Origin of the sequence: Paraburkholderia panacisoli (genome assembly GCF_008369935.1) — a bacterium.
Classification (GTDB): Bacteria; Pseudomonadota; Gammaproteobacteria; order Burkholderiales; family Burkholderiaceae; genus Paraburkholderia; species Paraburkholderia panacisoli.
Genome location: NZ_VTUZ01000009.1, coordinates 261878 through 282789 on the forward strand (window position 1 = coordinate 261878; position 20912 = coordinate 282789).

The window sequence follows — 20912 nt, forward strand, 5'->3', positions numbered from 1 at the left end:
AGGCCGGCTATATGATTATCAAAGCCTCCGACGCGGGGTCCGCGTCGGGAGGGTATGAACGCGTCTTTAGAACATCGTGCGAAGTCCGATTGCCACGCCTACCTGATTGGTCCGGCCAATGGTGTTGGTCGGAACGCCCTCGCCGTTGACCCCGCCCGGATAGTCGGCGGAGAAGGCGCCTGTGCCGCGCGCGAAGTCCGTGATCCCGTAGACTTCCGTGCGCTTCGTGAACGAGTATTCGGCGAGAACAGTAGCCGATTGGTTCACCCCCCTGCCGAGCGTGCCGTCGAGCAGTTCAGCATTGCGCGTCTGCCCGTAGTAGTAGGCGAACGTGAACAGCAGCGCAGGCATGGCGTGCCAATTCGCACCGACGTAATAGGTGTCGTCGATACGGTTGGGGCTGCCACCCTTCAGTGTCGGCGCGCCAGATTGCTGCATGTAGCTGTCAGTCAAACCAGTCTGGTCCTGCCCCCGCAGCCAGCCGGCCAGGAGGCGGATGTCGTGGGTGACCTGAAACGCGCCGCTGATGTGCAGGAAGTTGGTCTTGGCGCCATTGATTGAGCTGCCGACACTGGTGCCGACCGAAGAGCCAGTCGCAGATGTGGGAACGGAGACCTGCTGGAAGCCTGCGTTGAGCATGGCAGGGCCGTACGTGTACGTCAGTTCCACGGCATAGGTGGCGCCGAGACCGACCGCGCCCGGCTGATTGCCAAAGCCGTAAAGGGCATTGACATCCAAACCATCGAAGCTGCCCTTGTACTTGACCGAGTTGTTGACTTCGAGGTAAGGGCCGATGCCGTTATACATCCAGCTGTTTTGCCAATAGTTGCCAACGGTCAGCGGGTCGAAGATATCGCCCAAGGTGTCGTAGGCCGGCGCATATTGTCTGCCAAAGGTCAGCGAGCCCCACGTTTTGTTCGAAAGACCCACGAAAGCTTGCCGACTGAACAGTACGCCAGGCTCGTGTAGTTGCCCATTGAAGGCTTCGAAGCCGTTTTCGAGGCGGAAGATTGCGGACCAGCCGTCCCCCAGATCCTCACTGCCCCTCAACCCCCAGCGGCTGTGGGTTTCCGGGCCGGACGTCATAGCGACCTGGTCGTTGCCGCCCGGGCCAGCATTCGTCTGATACCGGATGGCTTCATCGACGATGCCGTACAGTGTGACCGAGCTTTGTGCGAATGCCGACGACGCCGCGGCAGCGAAAAGCACGCCAGTGGCGCTGGAAATAAGTATTTTTTTCATTAGCAATCCACAGTAATTGGTAAGCTGACTGGGAAAGTTTTTCCACGCTCGAACATTAAGACCGTGAAGGGAGCGTAGCGTGTCATTTCATTGAGGCACAGATATTAGTTACGGAGTGTTGTTTATTTGCAGTGTCGGGACAGGTGTGCGCAAATCGTCTGATAATTTTATGTGCAGGATAACGACTTATCAGTTGGGTCTTGATGCGCTGCGCTGCCTTGAGCACGAGGCATTGCCGATTCAGGGCGGCCAGGGAATGGAGAAGGATTGCTTATTATTGCTGCGGCAACAGAGCTTTAATATAAAAAATGAATTAAGCGGAACAATACTTTCGACGACGCGAAGTCCACTGCACACCGCTCACCGTTCCAGAAAAGCAGGGAAAAGCAGAAAATAGCGGGTTTGACTGAGGCAAGCGACAGGCGTACGCATGCAAAGGGACATCGCATGAATCTCCCGTATTTATTCTCAAAGAACACGGGCGCAATCCTGCTCGATATGAATCCCGACCGGCGCATGGCCGAGAACGTGCGGAACGCTATCGAGGACCGTGGCGACAAGGTCGTCGACCTGCACGTATGGCGGGTGGGTCCGGGTCACATGAGCGCCGTGGTGTCGGTGGCAACAGGTGAACCCCAGCGAGACTCGCGCTTCTATCACGCGGTGCTTGAGCACTTCAAGGGGCTGTCGCATGTCACCGTTGAAGTGCAGCCTTCACACGCGGCGGCCTGACACATGGCAGTCAAGTCGCCGTGCATCGATGTGTGTGCCTTCGATGGAACGGTGATTTCGCCGAGCAGTGGGCGCTCAACGACATGCCTCATATCCGGGCGGCCATGCTCGAGCTGCTCCCGGCGACCTCGACCTGGCCGTCACCCAGGCTATGGGCGGCCTACAAGAACGCGATCCGCGCGCCTCGCGGTTCATGGCTGCGCCGGCTGATAGGCCGCTAGCGAAACAGCTGCTTCGCAACGCATTCGGTCCACACCGCTAGCGCGCCATTGCTCCATGGCTGAGTCAGCGTGCGTCTCGCGGAATGGTTAACGGCTTCGCGAATGCGCACGGCAGTGGAGCGCAGCGTGACAGGACGACCGATGGCTCAACCTGCGTAGGCAGGCCTGCTGCCAGGTCACCAAGCGCGGCGAAGAAGTCAGCCGCTGGAAGCGAAGCAATCTCATGCAACCGGCCCAGCACGACCGAGTCATCAAACTCTACCGCAAGCTCCTTCCGCAGCATCTCGAACACCGTGAAGACCACGTCTGCATGGCTACGTAATTCCGTTTGTCCATTGGTGCTCTCTCCGCGAAAGCGACATTTTACCGTCCGTGGAAATCGACGACGGGAGACGCGCATAATGGCGGCGTCACCGAAGCTTTCCACTCAAAGATGGAGCCGCCGACAATGAACGAACCCAAATTGAAAAGAGACCCCGAGGGCACCCGCCGGCGCATTCTGGACGCCGCGACACAACAGTTCACAACGCAGGGGCTCGCCGGGGCGCGCGTCGACGCGATTGCGACCGCCGCGGGCACGAACGAGCGAATGCTCTATTACTATTTCCAAAGCAAGGAAGGGCTGTACGTCGCCGTCCTCGAGGCCATGTACGTGGAGTTCGCAAATCATGAAGTGAGCTTGGACCTTTCGGGGCTGCAACCTGCAGACGCCATTCGTGCGCTCGCGCTCTCCATATGGGATTACCTGAGGGCAAATCCACGCTGGCTGAGCCTCATCAACAACGAAAATCTGCATGAAGGGCAATATCTCGCACGTTCGCCAAAACTGCGAGAAGCCATTTCCCCGGTGATTAGCCTGTTGAGCGCGACCTTGGCGCGTGGCGCAGCTGCCGGAGAATTCCGGGCCGATGTGGACGCGCTGGATTTCTACGTGACCCTGGTCGCAATGGGCTATTACGTGGTTTCCAACCGGTTCACCCTGAAAGCGTTCGTCGGGCGGGACTACTCGGCGCCGTCTGCCATCGAGGCAGTGTCGGCGATGCAGGTCGAGATGCTGCTTTCGTTTTTGAGGCCAGCATCGGCAGCCACATCACTCTATCCTGCGAGCGCTGGCGCTGCTGCACGGGAAGACGGGGCGAGAATGAACTGACGGATATCCGGCTTCCCGATACAGACTTCGCCAAGGTGGTCGCGACTCGCCGCGACCCGCGTGCAGTCGCGGCGATGTCGGAACGAGGGATGGGGTAAAGCCAGAACAAGAAGGCGGTCCGGAGGAAGTAGACCGCCCGTCAACATATTCCGGTGACGGGGAGATTGCCGTCACCGGCTGTATCGTTGCCGTGCCGTTCGAGCTTTCGCCGCCGTCGGCGTTCACGTCTTTCCGCTCGGGCCATTGCTTGACCGGAAGCGTCGGACCGGGTCGTGCAGAGACTGACAGCAGTCCATAGAGCCGCCGGGCTTCAGTTCTGGATGTCGGTCTCGCGTCCTTCGCTGATGTCCCGGGTCGCGGTCCAGTAGGGTTCGCGGTTGTAATAGTGATGGACCGTGGCGCCCCATTTTTCGTCCGCCATTGAAGGCCAGTGGTCCTTGTCGAACCCCGGCTCATCCTTGAGCCGCTGGGCCGGGATGTCCACGACGAAACACCGGTCAATTGCATCCAGTGTCAGTGCACTCCACGGGATGGCGTGCAGCGTATCCCCGATGCCGAGGAATCCCCCGGTGGAGAGGACCGCATAGGCAATCCGTCCGCTTCGCACGTCCAGCATGATGTCGGCTATCTTGCCCACGTGTTCGCCGTCGGATGACACGACCCTGTCGCCATTGAGCGTGGTCGCCGCCATCACCGCCGGTCCGGGCCCCGCGCCAGCGGTGCTGCCAACGATTTTCGCGCCGGTGCCGGCCGGGTGCAGTTGCGGGTTGGGTACAGTCATCATGTGGCTCCTGAGGTTGAAACAGATAGTCGCGCAACCCCCGTGCCTGATACCTTACAAAACTTTCTTCCATGATAACTGCAAGTGGACGGCGCGAAATACGCGCATGGTGCGAAAACAGAACAGCAGTTGGTTGCAGTGGAATGGACAGAGGTTCTGCACGTGCTGGACCTCGTCACTTCGCAATATCTACGGTCAGGCCGTCTCGTTCTGGTCGAAGTGCCAGTCTTAAAACGGCGGGCGAGGCTGTGCGGCCGTCAACGGGCGGACCATAAAGAAAAGCGTCTCCAAAGGATTGCGCGGCCAAATGAAGCCTTCGCAGTGAAGACGTCTGAGGAGTATAAATTGCCGGAACCCATTCAAGTCCACGGCCGTGGCTGAATATTTCCGCCAACTGCATGACGAGCGGCTTCAACAATCTCCGCTCAGCCGGTCACTCAGCGCTAATGGTCGTCACAGGCATCCACTTGGCGCCTTTAACCTGATAGAGCGTTGAGGTCGGGTGTTTCAAGTCCCCGTACGAATCGAACGCAATCTTCCCCGTGATTCCGTCGTACTGGGTCGTCCGTAGCGCAGGCATGAACACCTCAGGTTTTGCCGAGTTCGCCTGTTTCATCGCGTTGATGGCCACCCAGGCACAGTCGTACGCGAATGGCGCATAAGTCAAAGTGTCTGCGCCGAATCTCTTCCTGAATTTTGCCGCGAACGCCTTTCCCTGAGGAAGCGACTCGACAGGCCGTCCATACTCCCACGCCATCGCGCCTTCAGCAGCACTGCCCGCAACGCTGATGAAGATGCTGTCGGCGATACCGCCGCTTCCTACGAACTGTGTCCGCATGCCGAGTTGTTTCATGCGTTTAGTCAACAGTGCAGCCTGGTTATCAAGGCCGGCAAAGTACAGGAGGTCGGCATTCGCCGCCTTGATATTCGTGAGTTGCGCGTTGAACTCCACGGCCTTGTCGTTCGTGTATTCCGAGGCGACAATGTGACCACCGGCCGCGACTACGGCCTTCTTGAATTCGTCTACAGTACCCTGGCCAAATGCCGTGCGGTCATCCATCACGGCAATGCGCTGTGCCTTGGGGACCGTTACCGCATACTTTCCTGCATTCCCGGAGTTCTGTGCGTCGGTGACGATAATCCGAAACACGTTCTTAAGGCCTTGCCGGGTTATAGCCGGGTTCGTGGCCGCCGGGTCAATCAACGGGATGCCAGCCTTTGCAAATATCGGTGACGCGGGTAACGCTACGCCGGAGTTGTAGTAGCCCACCACGGCCACCACCCCGTCGTCGACCAGTTTCTGGGCCACCTGCACACCAATGCGCGGGTCACCCTGGTCATCGACGGAGTCCAACTCGAAGCGCACCTCCTGTCCGCCCAGTTTAGGGTGCCGCGCGTTAGCTTCTTCGACGGCCAGGCGAACGCCATTCTCAATGTCCTTCCCGTTGGCAGCTCCGGCTCCCGTCAACGGGGCTGACACGCCAATCTTCACGACCTGCTGTGCAATGGACGGGTTACACGCAAGCGACATCGCGACGGCAGTCAGCCCGGCGGTAAAAAAATTTCGTGAGGCGTTGCGCATTGGTTTACTCCCGGTGATGACTCAGGCGTGCGTGCCTTGTGGTTGAGAAACGATGGTCGACCCGGTATGAGCAACGACCAGTACCGTACAGCCCTCTTTCGAGGAGGTGCTATGTCGCGAGCCCGCTGGGTAGCACACCGTATGTCCCGGAAGGAAATCAGTACCGTCGTCGTCTGTGAACACACCATCGAGAATCAGAATCAGCTCGGTCGAGTCGTGCAGGTGCTCGAACGAGCGCGCCCCTGGTTGCAGGCGCATCCAATAGCTGCTCCAGGCTTCATTCTCATCATCGGCAACTGGAATCCAGAAAAACCCAGGAAGCACTGCATCCCCAATCTTCATAGGTCGCCAGTCGCGCTCATCAATCGAATACCACCGGCGGCCGTCCTTGACCTTCAATCCAAAGAGAACCATTTCATCGCGCATTTGCGTGGTAGCCATTTTCTCTCTGTTCCGGTATCTGAATGAAAGAAGAAACCTTTCTTGTCATGCCTCGGCCACTTGCTGCTTTCGCCGTCGACGCCTATGTGTCAATTGCGTGCCCGTTAGGTTGCGGCCAATGCTGGCGATTGGCTCTGCGGTCGCGCCACGCGATAAGCCTTCGACGATTCGCCAAATTCTTTCCTGAACTCACGATCAAGATGAGAAGCGTCCGAGAAGCCACAGCACAAGACAATATCGGCGATGGTTTGGGGTCATTCTGTCATCCCAACTCAAGTTCAAGAAATTGAAGCCGGCGACCTACTAGCCTTAACACGGACCCTGCATTTGTAGGTCTCGTTTGTTCTGGCCGGACACCCTGAGCTAGCTTCATCACTGAGGTTGGGTGCAGGAGTCGGAGGCGAACGCTGCGAGGCAGTTAGGTCGCACAAGTCACCATTCCTCGCACGATATGCAGAATATTCGCGCGCCGGTTCGCGCGGTGCTCGTCGGTGCTTAATGCATGGATTGCAGAGTAGCAAGCCAAATTGCCCCATCCAGCTACATTTTCTGCGCACTTTCCCATACCTTTGGTAATGCAAGGCACTTGCCCATGTTCGCGGAAAAGAGGCTTAGAAAATGAGATGCTCGCGATATCAGTGTTGACGGGGGTTTGCGGTGGATGGCAACCGACAGAAGTGGCTATTTGGGACCTTCGGTTTTCCGCAACTGGGGCTGCCTTATAGGGAATGTCCCAGGTTTGCCGCCCTCCCACATCATCTTTCGTATCGCATTGACCGCGCCGGTCGTCTCATCTGCAATGCCGGCGCAAGTAGTCTGACCGCGGCAACCAGGTTGGTCGGAGTCACTGCGCCACAAGGGTCTATCGGCATCAACTGCATATCGCTGTGCCGCCGTATCCCGTGAATATTCATGCAGACCCGGCCCGCCTCACACAGGTTGTTCGAATTTGCTGTGGTCTTTTGGCCTGACATGGTCAGTTCAGACGGCACTAATGCCGCAAAACATCCGCGAGGTCATCGAGCGACAGTGGCTTGACGAGATGGCAGTCAAATACCCGTTCGTCACACTGGCGCCTATGCGGCGACATCGGTATCGCCCGTCAACGCCACAAGCTTCGTCTGGGAGCATTGCGCCCTCAGACGGAGCAACTGTGCGAGTTCGAGGCCATCCATGCCGGACATGGTGATATCAATCAGGGCAACGCTTCCGACCGAGCGCATAGACTCACGCCCGGGCCAGGCCCAGCGGACGCAACCCTATCTCGTTAGCTTCCCAACATTGGACAGGTCCGGTCGCGGCGAAGCGTCGAAGCTGTAGGTCGACCGGCCATTGCCCTTTGACACCCCTTGACCCTCTCAACCCTGTCCGGGTAGCAGGGCAACCTAGTCGCGCAGGTAGCGCAATTTCCTATCATGGATGTGACGACGCTCGGAGCGGGTATCTAATCGCGCATCGTTGCGCCGCATCGTTCTAGCCGCGGTGCTGATGGCCAGTGCTGTTGACTGACGGGGAACTGGCCGGCTACAACGTGCATGTGGAGTCAAAATATGTAGAGTTAACACTGGTTTTAGCGGTCGCGTGTTTACCGCAGAATGCTCCTTCGACATGAAATCCCAATACATGGGCTATCGCGCTGGCAACCGACCGCAGCGAAGTCGTGCCGTTGCAGTGACGCGCCACAAACAGTTCGGCGCGGACGAAGAAACATGATGGAGCTAACGCAATGACGGCGGCCGTGTCGACGTTACATCGAGGTTGCCGACTTATCGCAAGGGCATGCCCCGCACACAGTGGTTTGCATGCCGCAGACCTTGTTATCGAGAAGCCCGGCCGTGCGCCGGAGACGTTCGCTGCTCTGGACTACTTCTTTGACGACGAGCAGGCGTTGAGGTATGCGACCCGTTGGGGACGCATCTGGGTCGACCTGAATGCCTGAGGTCTGCGTCACGCATCAGCGCCGTGATACGGAGGGGCAAACAACGGAGAATCGAATGCGCGATGTGCCACAAATCGAACCGTCGTCCTACATCCATACCGAACAAAGGCTCAGGTTTCTCGCGCGCGATGCCCGGAATCCCTGCGCCGCCATCATCTACTGGTTAGGAGCGACCGAGCCGTCGCGCGAGTCCAGCTTTTTCGATGCCATGCAAAAATTCGGCGCGCTGATGCAACTCGTTCTGCCTGACGAGCGTCCAGGCGTCTTCGTAAAACGCGATGCCGTTCAGAGTGTTACGGATTTTGGAACCGTGAAGCGACTTGTTTTCAGGGACGGCTCCGCTCTGGATGTTCGATATGCCGGCCCGTGTAGCGACCTGTGCGACGAGTGAACCGCGCAACCATGTCTGCAGTTTGTCCCGGGACGGTCCGTCGCAGTCACGCGCTGGCGCCGGCCTGCGTAGCCCGAACGGATTGCAGCTTTCCTGGCGGCGACCTCACAGCCAGTCAGTTTCAAAGCAGCATGATGTGAGTGGCACACAACCGCTCTCTATGAGCACCACCTGCTGCTCAAGCTTCACCCCTTGTTTACCTCCTTCTGCACCGATATAGCTCTCGACGCAAAGCGTCGTGCCGACCTCAAACTGACCGTCATAGCCACCGCTGTCCCAATCAACCTGATGTGCGATGTTCGGATACTCGTCAACCATGCCGATGCCATGTGCGACGCAGCTGTACCTGTTTTTCAGATATATCTCGGGTATCTTCCAGGCCCTTTCCGAAAACTCGCGGAATGTCATACCCGGACGCAAGAGGTCCATGTTGAAGTGGACTTGCGAATAGGCTGCTTCATAGAGCTTTCGCTGCTCGTCGGAAGGTCGTGCATGGCCTACAGTCCACGTCCGGGAGATATCCGAGCAGTAGCCATTCGGCCCGACCATGTCCGTGTCGAAGGCCAACAACTCCCCGTTCTGAAGCACACGCGACGAACACTCGTGCATCCACGGGTTCGTTCTGTCACCGGAGGCAAGAAGGCGTGTTTCAATCCATTCGCCCCCGTGCTTGATGTTTTCATAATGGAGATTTGCCCACAGGTCCCGCTCTGTTATACCCGGTCGCAATTCGCGGCGCATGCGCTCTATTCCCTTCTCGCATGCACGCAGCGATTCGTTCATCAACATTAGCTCGCCGGCCGACTTGACGGTGCGAGCCATCTCCATCATTGCCTGTCCATCAAGGAGCGTCAGGCCGTTCTTTACTAAGTAGGCTGCGCCGGCGGGGTCCAGGCGGTCGACCGCGAGGCGGGACTCTCCTGGTACGCGCCTTTGCATGACGTCAACGATTTCTGCGCCCCAAAGGTCAGCTCGTCGTTCGGCCTGAGTGCCTGCGCTGAAGAATGTCCAACTGACAGCGCTGCGTAACTCAAGGTCCAAGTCCAGCCCGTCCCAGACGTGCTCGCAGCTATGAAACTCCCAGCCAATCACTCGTCCGTCGACGAACACCATGACGTACCGAGACGGATTACGACCCGTCCAGATTTGCATGTTGGAAGTATCGGTGGCATATCGGATGTTGACCGGGTCATACAACAGAATCGCGGGACAATCATTGTTCCGCAACTGCTCTATCACTCGTCGCAGTCTGTACGCCCTGACATTCTGAAGCGTATCCATCGAACGCTCCGAAATACCAACGCTACTCACGTCAATCATCTCGCTGACAGACATGCTATCCCTCCCAGGGGCCGTAGCGCTTCGGTGTTGGCAGAATTGAGAATCGGCATCGGTTTTGCGCGTGACGCTGGTACAAAGGTTTTCTTCGCGGTGAGGAGTGGCCGCGCATATCTGCAAGCACGGCCCACGCTCATTGACTTATGAGCGTTACAACTCGAGCACCAGGTCGGAAGTTGGCCGACTGCAGCACAGGAGACGGAAGCCCTTCTGAACTTCACGTTCACGAATGCCGCCGTTGTGTTTCATGTCAACCGAACCTTGAAGGACCATCGTCTTGCAGGTGCCGCACATACCCTGGCTGCATGACGATGGGATTGCGACACCATTCTTTCTGGCCGCGACCAGCACGGTCTCTGACGCGTTTATCGTGAAGGTCTTTGAGGAACGAGAAAGTTTCACGGTAAAAGTCTCCTGCGCCACTTCGCTCTTAGCCTCGGCGGGTTCTGGAGCAACACCGGCAGAGATGTCGAAACTTTCCTGGTGATATCGAGCCGGGTCGTGACCGCCTTCACGCAGCATTTCTCTGACTGCGCTCATGTAGGGGGCGGGGCCGCAGGTGAACACCTCACGTTCTGCATAATCCGGAAGCCATCTAGAGAGCAACTCGAGGCTCAGACGCCCGGTGGCGCCCGCCCAATCTTGCTCTTGGCCAACACCTTCGCAGACGAAAAAAAGGTGCAGACGCGGCGACAGCTTCGCGAGCCGTTGCAATTCCTCACGGAAGACGATGTCGGCGGGCGTCCTTGCACTGTGCACAAACGCTACATCTCGGTCGAGCCCCAGGTCGATGCCCGCTCGTGTCATCGACATCAAGGGCGTGACGCCGGAGCCGGCCGACAGGTACAGCGACTTCGCCGCTGGCGCGGCCGTCGGCGTGAAAGTCCCCGATGGGCCATACGCTGCAAGCTGGCTTCCCGGCTGCATGTTTTCATGCAGCCAGTTCGACATCGTCCCGCCGGGAACACGTTTGACGGTGATGGAGAGTAGATAGGGCCGCGTCGGAGCGGAGGATATCGTGTAGCAGCGTTCGACCGATTGCCCTTGCACATTCGCCGATACGGTCATGAACTGGCCAGGCTCGAAACGCACAGGCAATCCTTCGCTCGTGCGAAACTCAAAGCTTTTGACGTCGTGCGTTTCGTCGACAACACGACAACACGTCAGCGTTTGCCGTACGCCACTCGGCCAGAGCCTGCCACCACTCTCCCACGTGTCGGAGTTAGACAGCCTGTCGGTGGTCTCGGGTACAGGCTCAAAAATTCTTTCAACAGAGTTCATGACTGTAGTTCCGCTTAGATGCCGTGCGCGCTCAATCGCGCTGCGTACCAGCGGGAGAACTGGTCAACGTAAGTTTCCGTGAACGGCGAGAACATACCCGGTGAGTACGCGGGGTCCTGCGTGCCTTCGTGCGTGATTTCGACAAGGTGCTTGTCCTGGTTGTTTGTGGCAACCCACACCTCGGTCAAATCGGAAATATTGTAGTCAACGCCTTCAACTGCATCGGCATGAACAAGCCACTTCGACCGCACCAGCGTCTTGTCGGAGGCGAGAGGAATAATGTAGCTAATCACCGCATGGTCGCTCATGACGTGTGTCCATGAGTTGTGCGTCCACAGGTGCGTATCGCCCAGGTCGCGCCGCTGAAGATTTCCGAATAGCCTGGTGCTGGCGACCTTGGTACTGATGGTCTGCGATTCACCGTTACCGGCGATAACGAGCTGCTGCGTTCTGAACTGGGTGACAGCATCTTCGTCCAGCCACTCAACATTGGCGCTGGCAAATCCGTCTTGCTCCCAGCTTGCCTGACATGCTGCGTTGCGCACCTTGTACTCTTCCAGCGCGCGAAGCGATTCTTCGCTGAGATTCTCAGGACAGAAGCCGAAGTCTTCCGGCAGGAACGATGCCGTCAGTTCCGGATGCGTGGCCTGGCAGTGGTAGCACTCGCGATTATTTTCCATCACCAGCTTCCAGTTGCCGTTTTCGATGATTTCCTGCTCGAAGGCAATCTTGGTGTTCTTCAGGTCGTACGGAGCAAAACGCTGAGCCATCGTTTCTTCCAGCTTTCCGATGTCCTCCGGCGGGTTCTCACCGAGGCATACGAAAATGTGCGTTCCGACAATCCTCGTATGCACTGGAATCAGGCTACGGCAGGTCGGGTCGAAGTCCTTCCCCATGTGGGTAGCGTGGCGCAGGCTTCCGTCGAGGTCGTACGTCCACTGGTGATAAGGACATACCAGCATGCCGACCGTCGACTTCCCAGCCTCTTTCAGACGTGCGCCACGATGACGACAGACGTTCCGGTAGGTCCGAATATTCCCGTCGTCGTCGCGCACGATGATGATTGAAGCCTTGCCGATATCAACGGTCGAAACATCGCCGGGTTCTGGGACATCGGCCGTGACCCCGACGAGAATCCAGTGCTTGTGAAAAAAGACATCGACATCAGTTTCGAAAACGTCCTGGCGGCCAAAGAGCTCGCCGGGCATGCCATGACCGGGCTGGCGGCTTCGGACTAGCTCACCATGGGTCTTGAATTGCACTTCAGACATCGTCTTCTCCAATGTTCAGGTATGTCGGGACTTCGACTGTTCCCGCTATGACTTGAGTATTGGATTGACGAAAAAGAGCGTCAATACGCTTTATTTTCTGGCTGGCATTACTTTAAATTATGCGTGAGCAGGACCGGCTCCCGGCGGCCCTCGGCAGGCTTCGCGGGTGCTTCAACTCTCGATAGAATCCTGCCGAAGCCAGTCGATAAGACCGTCAATCTCAGGGGTAATCGTGCGCCCGTGCGGCACCACGACGTAATACGAATCGCTCACCTTTAACGAGGCGACCGGCAGTCTGACGAGTTCGCCAGTCTCGATGAGGTCATGGACCAATCTTCCCCAACCAAGCGCGATGCCCTGGCCGTAGCGTGCGGCCTCGATTGCATCCGTATACAGACTGCAGCGCAGGGCAAAGTTCAATCGCACCGGCCTGAGGTCCAAAGCGTGAAACCACTCTTCCCATCCCATCCAGCCTTCCGAGGTGGAATCCGACTCGATGAGCGCGGCGTTAGCGATATCCTGCAGCGATTCTGACGTGCCTCGCAATTCCACCCACTTCGGCGAGCAGACAGGAAAGACCTCCTCGTCAAAAAGCAGGGTTGCAGTGCCATCTCCCCATCGTCCGTTTCCGAATCGCACGGCGACATCAATCTCCTTGGGGCGGAGGTCTGCGGTGAACATCTGCGTGGTGAGGCGAAGCTGAAGATTCGGTTGAGTATCCTTGAGGGATGCCAGCCGGGGCAGGAGGCGAAAATGTGAAAATGCAGACGTTGCCGCAAGCACCAGTTCCTGCTGGACGGGGCCGCTGGCTAACCGGTCAAACACGCCGGCAATTTTCTGCATCGACTCAGCCACGACAAGATACAGAGCCTCACCTTCCTCAGTGAGTTCGATTGAACGATGCAGGCGGTTGAAAAGCCGGGTCCCGAGCGTTTCCTCAAGAAGTTTGACCTGCCGGCTAACCGCGGCCTGGGTCACCCCTAACTCGTCGGCTGCCAGAGTGAAGCTCCCGTGCCGGGCGACCGCCTCGAACTCGACGAGCGCTGTCACCGAAGGGATAAGCCGCCGGTATCCCTTAGTTCGTGTAGTTGGCGGCTTCATTTCGCTCCTCCAGTCAAAACAGGTCAGCGGCGAACACGCCGTCGAGAACAAGAATGAGCTCGGTCGAGTCGTGCTGGTGCTCGAACGAACGCGCGCCTGATTGCAGACGCATCCAGTAGCTGCGCCATGCCCCATTCTCATCCTCGGCCACTGGAATCCAGAAGAATCCGGGAAGCACCGTTTCCCCAATTTTCATCGGCCGCCAGTCGCGGTCATCAATTGAATACCAACGACGACCGTCCTTAACCTTCAATCCAAAGAGAACCGTTTCATCGCACATACGCCCGGTCACCATTTTTGGTCATTTCCACTGTCTGAACAGAAAAAGTAAGCTCTGTTTGTCAATCGGCGGCTCGCTGCTTTCGCCGTCGCAGCACTTGACGCCAACTTGCGAACTGCATGCTCGCTACGTATCGGCCAACGCGTGTTGGCTCTGCGGTCGCGCCACGCGATAAGCGTTCGGCGATTCGCCAAACTCCTTTCTGAACTCACGACCAAGATGCGAAGAGTCCGAGAATCCGCAGGACGAAGCAATATCAGCGACCGAGCGGTCGGAGCTCGTTAGCAGCCAGGACGCCGTCCGAATTCGAATCTGTCGTCCGTATGCATGGGGAGATTTGCCGGTCTCGGCAGTAAAAAGGCGCTCAAGCTGCCGGACCGACATCTCGAGACGTTTAGCCAGCTCCGTCAGGTTAAGTGGCTGCCCAATGTGCTGCTCCATCAACAGGATGGCTCGCCTTACCTTGGGATGTGTCGCGGGTTCAAGTCCCGGAGGGTGCGGCTGCGGAGCATTTCCTTTTTGTGCGTCATCGACAAGCATGATGCGCAGCGCCTTCTGGACGACTGTCGCCTCGAAATGTCGCAGTAAGATAGCTGCGGCGACATCGATTGAAGCGCGCCCGCCTGAACACGTAATGCGGCGTCGGTCGATAACGAATAGCCGGTCCGCAACGAGATTGCGTTCGTCGACACCCGGGAAGCGTTCGACGAAGTCCCAGTAGTGGAACCAGCTCACGCACATGCGATATCCGTCCATCACTCCGGCTCGCATCAAGGCAAATGCGCCCGTGCAAATCCCGACCAACGTGGCAGACGTTTCCGCGGCATCATGAATGAACTGCAGCGTGGCTTTGCTTGCGGACGGTCCCGAGTGCAGCAAGCCCCCGACGACCACCACGTAATCGAAAGACCGGGCTTCGTCAAAGGTTGTCCATGGCGTGACCTGGATTCCACAGCTCGCCCTGACAGGAACGAGAGATTCTCCGACGATGGTCCACGAACAGCGAACAGGTCTGCTCATGTCACCTTCGTCGCTTGCCAAACGGAGAAGGTCGACGAAACCGGAAAACGCCGTCAATGTGAAATTGGGCAATAGCACGATTCCAAAGCGAAGCTGCCGCGACGTTCCGGCGTTGGAATGGATAGGGTCGGGAAACATGGAACCGCCTGCGTTAACGCTTTACGATTCGACCAGAACTGTCGTCGTTCGACGGACCTGCTCGCGCTTTCAACACTGACGTCAGCGGAAGTTACCTGATGGTTTCCGTTTCGACGCCTTTCCATCCGCGCATCATCGCGCCGACTTCCTCGCCAAGCCATTCACGGAACCGTGGATACTCGGGTCGAAGCCTCGCGTTCTTGTGCGTTATCAGATAGTGATAACGGTCGTGGAATTCGAGCGCATCCTGCACTGGTCGAACCAGGCGGCCCTGTTCGACCTGGCGATGGACAAGATGATGCCAGCCGAGCAGAGTGCCCTCACCGGCTTCGGCTTGCGACACGAGGAGTCGATAGTCGTTACTCTCCAGGTGGTCGTTCTCGAACAGTCTGTCCGAGCCATCACTGTGCTGAAACCAGTTTCGCCACACGGACCAGTCAACATGCTCGCAAACCTGGGCGCGCCCCAGCAGAGAGAGATTTAGCGTGGCATGCGATAGCAGGTCCAGCGGCTTCAATGCCCTGCCATGGAAATGACGCTCGTAAAACGATTGACTGCAGACGGGATAGACAACGTCGTGGAAGAGCGGCTCAATTTCGTACTCCGTCTCGCGCGGCGGATTCTTGCTGATGATGACGTCAGGTTCCATGAGCTCATCGAGCTCCATGAAATGTTCCGTCACCATCACGTGCAATCGTATATCGGGAAAGCGTTTGCGGAACGAGGGCAACCTGAAGGACAGCCATAGCGCCGAGAACGTATGCGAGACGCAAATTGTCAGCGCATGTTTGTCCGTGCGACGCACCGCCTGGGCCGCTTCAGCTATGTTCATGATTGACAGATAGGAAGCGTTGTACAGAATACGCCCGGCATCGGTCAGCGCGATGTGTCTCCCCGTCCGTTCAAACAGGGCGACCTCCAGCGAGTCTTCAAGCTCCTTGATTTGTCGGCTGATTGCCGCCTGGGTGACACACAGCACCTCGGCTGCCTGTGTGAAACTTTCGTATCGGGCAGCCGTGACGAAGCATTTCAGCGCCCGTAACGACGGCATCTGGGCGAGAAGTCGGTCGGCAACCAACTGTTTCTTTTGCATGGCTTTCACCTGTGAAGCGGAGCGCCCGGGTGGCCTGAAGACAACCCCGTCAACGTTACGCACTGCTCCGTGACAATGCGACAACCGCGCGCCCAAGCGGACGTGCTCCTGCGCAAAAATAGTTTGCGAGTCTTCGGGGTAACTAGCAAGGGCAGGCAACCCGAGCCCACGGCTAATTCCGATTCGCCCCATATCCGAGATAAACGGGGTCCGACCGGCATCCGCCCCCTAAACATCACTCTTCGCTTGTATTCGTGAGTGCCCACTATGCGCGCGCCTTGATTCGCCTCATTACCTCATCAAGTGCCTGGTTGTAGTGCGCGTATGTCCCTCGGCGCGAAAGTTCAGTGTGCACCTGCTCGTTGAGGCCACCCGGCGTCATGCAATGCTTGACCATCGCTGAAAATGGCTCTTTCGTCTGCGCGGTGTCATGGGCAAGACCGATACAGTACCCGGACAGAAAGGCTCGCGCCGCAGGATAGTTAAGACCATGCTGCACGAGCCAGGACGCCTGGCTTTCGAGAACGGCGTAGAAACTCGCCATCGTCGCCGTCACAGCAGACAGCGCGTCAAACTTGCGTTCGTCGTCCACCTCCACAGCTTCCCCTAGCGCCGAAAAGATGGCTTTCGCGACCTCATCGGCGGGACAGATTGCAGTGCTTCCCTTGCCCTCAGCGACCGCTGGTAGCGGAACTGCGCGCGCGACCCTGTCCGCCGGCAGGACGAGCCGACTCAGTTCATCAAGCGAGACACCTGCGATGAAGCTAATGATGTGGTGACGAGAATCAAACTCGAGTTCGCCCAAGACGTCGGCGGCAATTTGCGGGACGACCGCAAGGCACACGACATCCGAGGTCTCCAATACTTCCTGGTTACTTCCACAGACGCGGACCCGTTCATCAAGCATGGCAAGTTCGGCGGCTGTATTCGCATTACGGGGCGATAGCGATATCCGTTCGAATGAAACGCCAAACCTGAGCATGCCCGTCACGACCGCGTGCGTGATAGTCCCTGTTCCGATGAATCCAAGTCGCATGAAGCCTCACGTGAGTTTGAAGTGCAGCTGCGTCGAACAGAGCCACACCCGAACGATCAACAATCCAGGTTGCCAGGTCGGGCTGCCGATTGCGTCCAATAGCCGAGCTGGCCTAGTCGAGCTTGAGCCAGGTGGTCTTCAGTTCACAATATTGGTCATGCGCATAGACAGATTTGTCACGACCACCAAAGCCAGATTGCTTGAAACCGCCGAACGGCGTCGACAGGTCTCCCTCGCCGAAGCAGTTCACCGTTACGGTACCCGCCCGGATTCGCGCAGCAATCTTGTGAGCGTGATTGACATTGTCTGTCCAAAGCGATGCCGCCAGACCGTAGCACGTGTCGTTGGCAATCCGGACCGCCTCATCGATATCGGCGTACTCGATAAAGCAGACGACAGGGCCGAAGATTTCTTCGCGAGCAATGCTCATCTCCGGGGTGACGTTATCGAAGATGGTCGGCTCGACAAACCACCCGCCCGTCTCAGTGCGTGTGGCCTTGCCGCCGCACACCAGGCGCGCCCCCTCGGCCTTAGCTTTCTCGATGTGGGCGAGCACCTTTTCGTAATGCTTGTCTTCTATCAAGGAACCCAGTTTGACGTCAGGGTCAAGTGGGTCTCCAGTTTTCCATCCTTCGAGAACTGCCTGGACCTTTTCGAGCAACTGGGCTTTCGAACTCGAGGGAACCAGTACACGGGAGCCAGCGCTGCAGTTCTCGCCCATGTTCCAGAATGCGGCAGCGACGGCCTGCTCCGCGACAGCGTCGAGATTCGCGACGTCGGGCAGGACAACCTGGGGGTTCTTGCCGCCACATTCCAGCACGACGCGCTTCAGGTTCGTGTCCGCCGAGTAGTGCAGGAATCGCTTTCCGGTTTCCGTCGAGCCCGTGAAAGCAATCAGGTCGACGTCGGCATGGCGGCCCAAGGCCTGACCCGCGCTTTCCCCAAAGCCAGTCACGACGCCGAAGACACCCTCGGGCACGCCGGCTTCCTTTGCCAGGTCGGCTATGCGCAACGTAGAGAGCGATGTCTGCTCGGCAGGTTTCACAATGACGCTGTTGCCAACAGAAAGCGCCGGGCCGATTTTCCAGGCAAGCATGAGTGCAGGGAAATTCCACGGCAGGACTGCGCCCACGACGCCAATGGGTTCACGGGTAATCATGCTCACGACGCTCGCGCCCGACGGCGACAGGGCGTCGTATCGCTTGTCGGTGACTTCCGCGTGCCAGCGGATGCAGGCCGCTGACTCAGGGATGTCCAGTGCCATGCACTCGCTGATTGGCTTGCCCGCCTCGAGCGCTTCGAGGAGAGCGAGTTCCTCGGCGTTTTCCTCAATCAGTTGCGCCAGCCGCAAAAGCACCGCTTTACGCTGCGCCGGTGCGGCCTTCGACCACACACCGGATTCGAAGGCATTTCTGGCTGCCGCGACCGCCCGGTCGACGTCTTTCGAATCGCACTTTGCGACATCGGCAAGTACCTTTCCGGTCGAAGGATTAAGGGTCGCGAAGGTCTCGTTAGAAGCAGCCGGACATCGTTGCCCGGCGATAAACGCCCTTCCATCGAGCAACAAGGCTTCTGCTTTCTGCTTCCATTCCTGATAGGTCGTCATGTCCTGTCTTCCCAAATTTAAAGCTCGGCTCCCGCCGAAAATTCCTTCATCCAGATAGCCGCGGATACTGCGACATCGGTAATCGGACGGACTGGCAGCGCGCGCGGATGCGGCTGATTCAAAAGCTGACGAATGAGCTCATTGTTGTGACCGAGCGCATACTCGGCGATGAGCTTGCCTGACGCCGACCCTCTGCTCAGACCGAGACCATTGCACCCGACGGCTTCAAGGACGCCATCATCTCTACGCCCAAACAACGCTCCGTTGTTAGCAGACAGACACAACGGGCCGCCCCACGTGTATTCGAGTTCGACGTCTTTCAGCATTGGAAAGCGTCGGTCGAACGACCGCTGATGCAGACTTTTTGCCTTGGCGAGGTCGGCCTGCGACACCTCGAGATTGGGCCGAAATGCGAAGTGATTGCGAACGCAGATGCGGTCCGTAATCAGGCGGCGAACGGTCGTGCCCATCGGGTCGGCCGGAATCAAGGCCCACGACCGCGTGCCGCCGAGCCGTCCAACTTCTTCCTGATTCATCACGCGGGTCATGGATGCAAACGTGTACACGGGCAGCAAGCCATTCGGATGTCCTCCGAATGTCGCCGCGTAGGCGTTCGTACACAGAATCACTCCCTTCGCCACAATCTTGCCGCTGGCAAAGGTCAGAACCTTCGCTTGCCCCTGGTCCTCTATTCTCCTTACCGCGCTAAGCTCGAAAACGTTCACATTCTTCGGCAAGGTCGCCGCAAGACCGCGCATCAGTGCTGCTGGCTGGACCGTGCTGCATCCAGGCGTAAAGAGCGCGTCTTGGTAAAAGTTCGTGCCTGTGACTTTCGCGATTGCTGCCCCGTCCAGCCACTCGAATGTTTCATCGATACGCGCGAGACCTTCTGCGAAGCGGGCGAGCGCGTTGTGCCCCTTCTTGTTCACCGAAGCGTGAAACTTGCCGTCGTCCCGCCAGTCGCAGTCAATGTTGTACTGCTTCACCATTGAGCGCACGTAGTCGATGCCGTGCCGTTGAAACCGGACGTCTGCCTTATCCGCTTCCACGCTTCGCGAGTAGCTTTCGCTGCTTATGTCGTGTGGCAAATCGACGAAGAATCCAGAATTTCGTCCGGCTGTGGTGCGCCCGATACGGTCTGCCTCGACCAGTGCTATCGAGGCATCAGGTGCAAGCTCGGCTAGACGCCGGGCAGCACAAAGCCCTGTAATACCGCCCCCGACAACGACCCAGTCGTATCGACTTTCAGAAGACACCGTATCGGCCGACGAGAGAGGTGGCAGAGTTTCCCACCACCCGTTCACACCGTCCGGAGCGGGAAACCGCACGAATTCCAGGTTCGAGGTCATGCAAGTTACTGCGCGCTGCGCAACATGGGTTGGACGAGCTTGGCAAACGTGCTGCGCTCTTCTTCAGTGAGCGTGCCGAGCGGCGCGCGGGCAACACCGACAGGCGTGCCGGCGAGCTCACAGCCGTATCGAACGTATTGAATGAATTTCCCGCCGCGTTCCAGCAGTTCGAGCACAGGCAGCAGTTGCGCCATAAGCTTGCGGCCCGCGTTGAAGTCACCCCGCTTGACGCACGCGTCAAAGAGCGCCGTGTGTGCTTCCGGCAAGAAGTTGGAAGCGGCCCCGACCCAGCTCTTTGCACCCCAGACGAAGAATTCGAGCGCCTGGTCGTCCATCCCGCAACTCAGTAACAGCTTGTCGCGGAAATGCGTGGCAAGGTGATGCAGACGCGAAATGTCGCCGGTGCTTTCCTTCATCGCGATGAAGTTCGGCCGTTCGAGCAGTTTTTCGAGAACGTCATCGCTGATTTCCGTCCCCGTGCGTGCCGGGAAGTTGTAGAGCATGATGGGCATGTCGAGACTGTCGTCCACCTTCTGCAGATGGTTCAGCAGCTCTTCCTGCGTCGGTTGCACGTAGTACGGAGTGGCAACCAGCAAGGCGTGCAACCCAGCGCGTTTCGCCTCCTGCCCGAGGCGAATGACTTCCTTGGTCGTCGTGGCATTGATACCGGCAGTCAAATAGGTCTTGCCGCCCGCCGCTTCAGCTACGGTGTTAAACGTCTGAACCCGTTCGTCGAAACTCAACGCATAGTATTCGCCCGTGGTTCCACCGACCCCAAGACCCGAAACACGACCTGCGAGATTTGCGGCATGCTTGCCGAGCAAATCGTGGTCAATTTCACCGTCCGCCTTGAACGGGGTAACCAGAGGCGTATGTACTCCATCGAAGCTCATTTGCAGTTCTCTCTTTAATAAGTGGGC

At 57.9% G+C, this 20912-nt stretch carries 17 protein-coding genes and 2 pseudogenes; 3 read left to right on the forward strand and 16 right to left on the reverse strand.

All coding sequences use genetic code 11. The annotated features are described in order from the left end of the window. Positions 1-66: 66 nt before the first annotated feature. On the reverse strand, positions 67-1242 hold the full coding sequence (locus tag FVF58_RS16305) for a porin (protein WP_149670897.1): 1176 nt from the start codon (positions 1240-1242) through the stop codon (positions 67-69). 477 nt (positions 1243-1719) lie between these two features. Here FVF58_RS16305 and FVF58_RS16310 point away from each other — a divergent pair. Then, positions 1720-1974: pseudogene (locus tag FVF58_RS16310) on the forward strand (CDF family Co(II)/Ni(II) efflux transporter DmeF); the annotation flags it as partial. Positions 1975-2643: 669 nt separating this feature from the next. Further along, the gene (locus FVF58_RS16320; protein WP_149670899.1) at positions 2644-3345 is read left to right on the forward strand and encodes a TetR/AcrR family transcriptional regulator; all 702 of its coding nucleotides are present in this window, start codon (positions 2644-2646) and stop codon (positions 3343-3345) included. A 310-nt stretch (positions 3346-3655) separates the two neighbouring features. Here FVF58_RS16320 and FVF58_RS16325 read toward each other — a convergent pair whose 3' ends face one another. From FVF58_RS16325 to FVF58_RS16345, 4 genes and pseudogenes are all read right to left on the reverse strand, one after another. Beyond that, complete coding sequence (locus FVF58_RS16325; RefSeq protein WP_149670900.1) at positions 3656-4126, reverse strand: PRC-barrel domain-containing protein; 471 nt, start codon at positions 4124-4126, stop codon at positions 3656-3658. A gap of 433 nt (positions 4127-4559) precedes the next feature. Then, on the reverse strand, positions 4560-5708 hold the full coding sequence (locus FVF58_RS16335; protein WP_149670901.1) for a branched-chain amino acid ABC transporter substrate-binding protein: 1149 nt from the start codon (positions 5706-5708) through the stop codon (positions 4560-4562). A gap of 21 nt (positions 5709-5729) precedes the next feature. Next, entirely contained in the window at positions 5730-6149 is a 420-nt protein-coding gene (locus FVF58_RS16340; protein ID WP_149670902.1) for a cupin domain-containing protein, read from the reverse strand. Between the two features lie 104 nt (positions 6150-6253). Further along, a pseudogene (locus tag FVF58_RS16345) lies at positions 6254-6400 on the reverse strand (AraC family transcriptional regulator); the annotation flags it as partial. Positions 6401-8143: 1743 nt separating this feature from the next. Here FVF58_RS16345 and FVF58_RS16360 point away from each other — a divergent pair. Next, positions 8144-8479 carry a hypothetical protein gene (locus FVF58_RS16360; RefSeq protein WP_149670904.1) on the forward strand — a complete coding sequence of 112 codons (336 nt, stop codon included), beginning with the start codon at positions 8144-8146 and terminating at the stop codon, positions 8477-8479. Between the two features lie 105 nt (positions 8480-8584). On the opposite strand, the gene FVF58_RS16365 is transcribed toward FVF58_RS16360, so the two are convergent. From FVF58_RS16365 to FVF58_RS16415, 11 genes are all read right to left on the reverse strand, one after another. Next, complete coding sequence (locus FVF58_RS16365) at positions 8585-9814, reverse strand: M24 family metallopeptidase (RefSeq protein WP_149670905.1); 1230 nt, start codon at positions 9812-9814, stop codon at positions 8585-8587. Between the two features lie 153 nt (positions 9815-9967). Beyond that, entirely contained in the window at positions 9968-11098 is a 1131-nt protein-coding gene (locus FVF58_RS16370) for an FAD-binding oxidoreductase (RefSeq protein WP_149670906.1), read from the reverse strand. A 14-nt stretch (positions 11099-11112) separates the two neighbouring features. Further along, positions 11113-12369 (reverse strand): aromatic ring-hydroxylating oxygenase subunit alpha, encoded by a 1257-nt coding sequence (locus FVF58_RS16375; protein ID WP_149670907.1) that lies wholly within the window; start codon positions 12367-12369, stop codon positions 11113-11115. Positions 12370-12540: 171 nt separating this feature from the next. Then, the gene (locus FVF58_RS16380; protein ID WP_149670908.1) at positions 12541-13470 is read right to left on the reverse strand and encodes a LysR substrate-binding domain-containing protein; all 930 of its coding nucleotides are present in this window, start codon (positions 13468-13470) and stop codon (positions 12541-12543) included. A gap of 13 nt (positions 13471-13483) precedes the next feature. Continuing rightward, positions 13484-13765 carry a cupin domain-containing protein gene (locus tag FVF58_RS16385; protein WP_246217080.1) on the reverse strand — a complete coding sequence of 94 codons (282 nt, stop codon included), beginning with the start codon at positions 13763-13765 and terminating at the stop codon, positions 13484-13486. A gap of 111 nt (positions 13766-13876) precedes the next feature. Then, positions 13877-14908, reverse strand: a complete 1032-nt coding sequence (locus FVF58_RS16390) for a GlxA family transcriptional regulator (protein WP_149670909.1) — start codon at positions 14906-14908, stop codon at positions 13877-13879. Between the two features lie 91 nt (positions 14909-14999). After that, complete coding sequence (locus FVF58_RS16395) at positions 15000-16001, reverse strand: LysR substrate-binding domain-containing protein (protein ID WP_149670910.1); 1002 nt, start codon at positions 15999-16001, stop codon at positions 15000-15002. Positions 16002-16266: 265 nt separating this feature from the next. Next, positions 16267-17037: a pyrroline-5-carboxylate reductase gene (locus tag FVF58_RS16400; protein ID WP_149670911.1), complete on the reverse strand. Its 771-nt coding sequence runs from the start codon at positions 17035-17037 to the stop codon at positions 16267-16269. Between the two features lie 112 nt (positions 17038-17149). Further along, positions 17150-18643 (reverse strand): aldehyde dehydrogenase, encoded by a 1494-nt coding sequence (locus FVF58_RS16405; protein WP_149670912.1) that lies wholly within the window; start codon positions 18641-18643, stop codon positions 17150-17152. Positions 18644-18660: 17 nt separating this feature from the next. Continuing rightward, positions 18661-19992 (reverse strand): NAD(P)/FAD-dependent oxidoreductase, encoded by a 1332-nt coding sequence (locus tag FVF58_RS16410; protein ID WP_149670913.1) that lies wholly within the window; start codon positions 19990-19992, stop codon positions 18661-18663. 5 nt (positions 19993-19997) lie between these two features. Further along, a complete protein-coding gene (locus FVF58_RS16415) occupies positions 19998-20885 on the reverse strand; it encodes a dihydrodipicolinate synthase family protein (RefSeq protein WP_149670914.1) in 888 nt (295 codons plus the stop codon). Positions 20886-20912: the final 27 nt, after the last annotated feature.

Bases quoted from the DNA above. Each gene is read 5' to 3' on its own strand.
- FVF58_RS16385 (WP_246217080.1), bottom strand. From the start codon at position 13,765: ATGGTGACCGGGCGTATGTGCGATGAAACGGTTCTCTTTGGATTGAAG.
- FVF58_RS16370 (WP_149670906.1), bottom strand. From the start codon at position 11,098: ATGAACTCTGTTGAAAGAATTTTTGAGCCTGTACCCGAGACCACCGAC.
- FVF58_RS16395 (WP_149670910.1), bottom strand. From the start codon at position 16,001: ATGCAAAAGAAACAGTTGGTTGCCGACCGACTTCTCGCCCAGATGCCG.
- FVF58_RS16325 (WP_149670900.1), bottom strand. From the start codon at position 4,126: ATGACTGTACCCAACCCGCAACTGCACCCGGCCGGCACCGGCGCGAAA.
- FVF58_RS16405 (WP_149670912.1), bottom strand. From the start codon at position 18,643: ATGACGACCTATCAGGAATGGAAGCAGAAAGCAGAAGCCTTGTTGCTC.
- FVF58_RS16335 (WP_149670901.1), bottom strand. From the start codon at position 5,708: ATGCGCAACGCCTCACGAAATTTTTTTACCGCCGGGCTGACTGCCGTC.
- FVF58_RS16400 (WP_149670911.1), bottom strand. From the start codon at position 17,037: ATGCGACTTGGATTCATCGGAACAGGGACTATCACGCACGCGGTCGTG.
- FVF58_RS16375 (WP_149670907.1), bottom strand. From the start codon at position 12,369: ATGTCTGAAGTGCAATTCAAGACCCATGGTGAGCTAGTCCGAAGCCGC.
- FVF58_RS16360 (WP_149670904.1), top strand. From the start codon at position 8,144: ATGCGCGATGTGCCACAAATCGAACCGTCGTCCTACATCCATACCGAA.
- FVF58_RS16410 (WP_149670913.1), bottom strand. From the start codon at position 19,992: ATGACCTCGAACCTGGAATTCGTGCGGTTTCCCGCTCCGGACGGTGTG.
- FVF58_RS16365 (WP_149670905.1), bottom strand. From the start codon at position 9,814: ATGTCTGTCAGCGAGATGATTGACGTGAGTAGCGTTGGTATTTCGGAG.
- FVF58_RS16340 (WP_149670902.1), bottom strand. From the start codon at position 6,149: ATGGCTACCACGCAAATGCGCGATGAAATGGTTCTCTTTGGATTGAAG.
- FVF58_RS16390 (WP_149670909.1), bottom strand. From the start codon at position 14,908: ATGTTTCCCGACCCTATCCATTCCAACGCCGGAACGTCGCGGCAGCTT.
- FVF58_RS16320 (WP_149670899.1), top strand. From the start codon at position 2,644: ATGAACGAACCCAAATTGAAAAGAGACCCCGAGGGCACCCGCCGGCGC.
- FVF58_RS16305 (WP_149670897.1), bottom strand. From the start codon at position 1,242: ATGAAAAAAATACTTATTTCCAGCGCCACTGGCGTGCTTTTCGCTGCC.
- FVF58_RS16415 (WP_149670914.1), bottom strand. From the start codon at position 20,885: ATGAGCTTCGATGGAGTACATACGCCTCTGGTTACCCCGTTCAAGGCG.
- FVF58_RS16380 (WP_149670908.1), bottom strand. From the start codon at position 13,470: ATGAAGCCGCCAACTACACGAACTAAGGGATACCGGCGGCTTATCCCT.